Annotated in this window: 3 protein-coding genes; all 3 read left to right on the forward strand. The window is 77.2% G+C overall.

Annotated features, from left to right (window positions below; genetic code table 11):
* Positions 1 to 60 precede the first annotated feature (60 nt).
* Positions 61 to 531, forward strand: coding sequence for a hypothetical protein (locus tag ABEB16_RS18650; RefSeq protein WP_345713712.1), 471 nt, complete (start codon positions 61 to 63; stop codon positions 529 to 531).
* Positions 528 to 2,027: an LGFP repeat-containing protein gene (locus ABEB16_RS18655; protein WP_345713713.1), complete on the forward strand. Its 1,500-nt coding sequence runs from the start codon at positions 528 to 530 to the stop codon at positions 2,025 to 2,027. The genes ABEB16_RS18650 and ABEB16_RS18655 overlap by 4 nt, the downstream gene beginning before the upstream one ends.
* Before the next feature lie 12 nt (positions 2,028 to 2,039).
* On the forward strand, positions 2,040 to 2,714 hold a 675-nt coding region (locus ABEB16_RS18660), incomplete at its 3' end, for a GAF domain-containing protein (RefSeq protein WP_345713714.1).

Consider the following 2,714-nt stretch of genomic DNA (forward strand, 5'->3'; position numbering starts at 1 on the left):
AGTGAGGGGGAGCACCGTGGCAGTTCGCACACCGCGGGTCCGGGCGGGTGGTGCGCGGTGATGCTGCGCGCGCACGGCCTGGCCCTGGACGCACCGCGCGGCTGGGACGTGCGCATCACCCGCCGCGCGCCCGAGACCCACGAGGAGGGGGCGCGGCCGCGGCCGGTGCTGCACGCCTCGACGGTGGCGCTGCCGGAGGTCCGCGGCGACTTCGGCGGCGGCGTGACGGGGCTGCTCGGCCCGGACGACGTGTTCGTCTCGCTGTTCGAGCACGAACCGGAGGCCTGCGGCACCCGGTTGTTCGCGAACCGGGGCTGGCCGCGGCCGACGGCGGCGGACTTCCGGCCGAACCGGCTGCAGCGCAGCATCCCCGGCCAGTCCGGCTGCCAGTGGTTCTTCCAGGCCGACGGCCGCGCCTTCTGCCTGTACGTGGTGCTGGGCAGCCACGCCCGCCGGGCGGCGCTGGTGAACCGCCTGGCGCCGATGCTGTCCACCCTCGCCCTCGACCCCGCGACGGAGGCCCCCCTGTGACCGCGATCGCCGACCCCCCGCCGCCCGCGGTGGCCGAGACCCCGCCGCCGCCCGCCCCCACGCTGACCGTCCGGCTGGTCGAGGGCGCCTCCCGGCTGCTGGCCCGGCGCAGCGACCGCCGGGGGTTCCTGTCCCGGGTGGCGGTGGTGGGTTCGGCGGTGGCGGTGGCGCCGTGGACGTACGCCACCCGCCCGACGAGCGCCTACGCCGCGGTGTGCGGCATCGACTCCACCTGCTCCTCGGGGTACACGGTGTTCTGCGCCACCCTGTCCGGCGGGGTGAACCGGTGCCCGCCGGGCAGCCTGGTCGGCGGCTGGTGGAAGTCCGACGGCTCGGGGTACTGCTGCGGTGGCGCCCGCTACTACATCGACTGCCACAGCTACTGCTCCTGCGGCTGCACGGGCCGGAACTCCTTCTGCGGCGAGGGCTGCATGAACTGCTCCTGCGGGTGCGGCCCGGCGGGGCAGTGCGACCGGCGGCGGGTGTGCTGCAACGAGTTCCGCTACGGGCAGTGCAACGCCGACGTGGGCTGCACCGGCCCGGTGTGGTGCCGGGTGGTGACGTGCACCCCGCCGTGGCGGATCCCGGCGTGGAAGTGCTCCACGACGCCGGCCACCGACCAGCGCACCAACGCGCACTCGGCGCCGACGTTGCAGGACTGCACCCCGATCGGCGGCAAGCACACCGCCCTCGGCGGGCCGGGCGGCGCCCTGGGCGAGCAGGTCACCCCCGAGAAGCCCACCCCGGACGGGCGCGGCACGTTCCAGCACTTCGACGGCGGCTCGATCTACTTCTCGGCGGCCACCGGCGCGCACGAGCTGCACGGCGCGATCCGCGGTACGTACGAGCGGCTGGGCTGGGAGGCGGGTCCGCTGGGGTACCCGACGACGGACGAGCTGGTGACGCCGGACGGGCGGGGGCGGTTCAACCACTTCGACGGTTCCGGTGGGGCGTCGGTGTACTGGACGCGGGAGTCGGGTGCGCACGCGGTGCAGGGGGCGATCCGGGACGTGTGGGAGCGCCTCGGCTGGGAGGCGGGTCCGCTGGGGTACCCGACGACGAGCGAGCTGGTGACGCCGGACGGGCGGGGGCGGTTCAATCACTTCGACGGTTCCGGTGGGGCGTCGGTGTACTGGTCGCCGGAGTCGGGTGCGCACGCGGTGCAGGGGGCGATCCGGGATCTGTGGGAGCGCCTGGGGTGGGAGGCGGGTCCGCTGGGGTACCCCACGACGGACGAGCTGGTGACGCCGGACGGGCGGGGCAGGTTCAACGACTTCGGCGGTGGGTCGATCTACTGGTCGCGGGAGTCGGGCGCGCACAGCGTCACGGGCGCGATCCGCGCGGCGTGGCTGCAGCGCGGCGGCGCGGGCGGGCGGTTCGGCCTGCCGACGAGCGAGCCGCGCCCGGCGGGGACGGGCCGGCTGCGGCAGGACTTCCAGGGCGGCCACGCCGTGCTGGACACGGGGACCGGCGGGGTCGTCCTCACCGCGGCGTAGAGGGGGTGGCGGGTGGACACCGGGGACGGCGGCGTCCGCCGCCTCGTCGCCGAGTCCTGGCGGCGCAGCGCCTCGCGCGGGCTGGACCCCGAGCGGCTGCTGGCGCCGCTCGCCCTGGACGCCTCCGCGCTGCGCGAGGCCCGCGACGCGCACCCGCTGCGGCCGGTGCTGCCCGCGGTGCGCCGCCTGCTGCTGGAGGAACCCCTCGGGGTGCCGGTGCTCGTGGCCCTCGGCGACGAGCACGGCACCCTGCTGTGGGTGGAGGGCGACCGCTCCCTGCGCCGGGCCGCGGAGGACGTGTGCTTCGTCGAGGGCGCCCGCTGGAGCGAGGACGCCGCGGGGACGAACGCGCCGGGCACCGCGCTGCACCTGGACCGCCCGGTGCGGGTGCTGGCGCAGGAGCACTACGCGGCCGCGGTCTCCCGCTGGAGCTGCTCGGCGGCCCCGCTGCACGATCCCGCCACGGGCCGGCTGCTGGGGGTGCTGGACGTCACCGGGGGCGCCGCCCTGGGTGAGCGGCGCGCCCTGGACCTGGTGCGGGCCGTGGCGTCCGTGGTGGAGGCGGAGCTGCGGGTGCGGGCGCTGCGGCCGCGGTCCGGGCCGCGCGGGGCGGTGCCGTGGGGGGTGGGCGCCGGGCCGGTGCGGGTGGAGGTGCTCGGCCGCCCCGGTGCGCGGCTGCACCCCGCC

Source organism: Kineococcus glutinatus (assembly GCF_039542765.1).
Classification (GTDB): domain Bacteria; phylum Actinomycetota; class Actinomycetes; order Actinomycetales; family Kineococcaceae; genus Kineococcus_A; species Kineococcus_A glutinatus.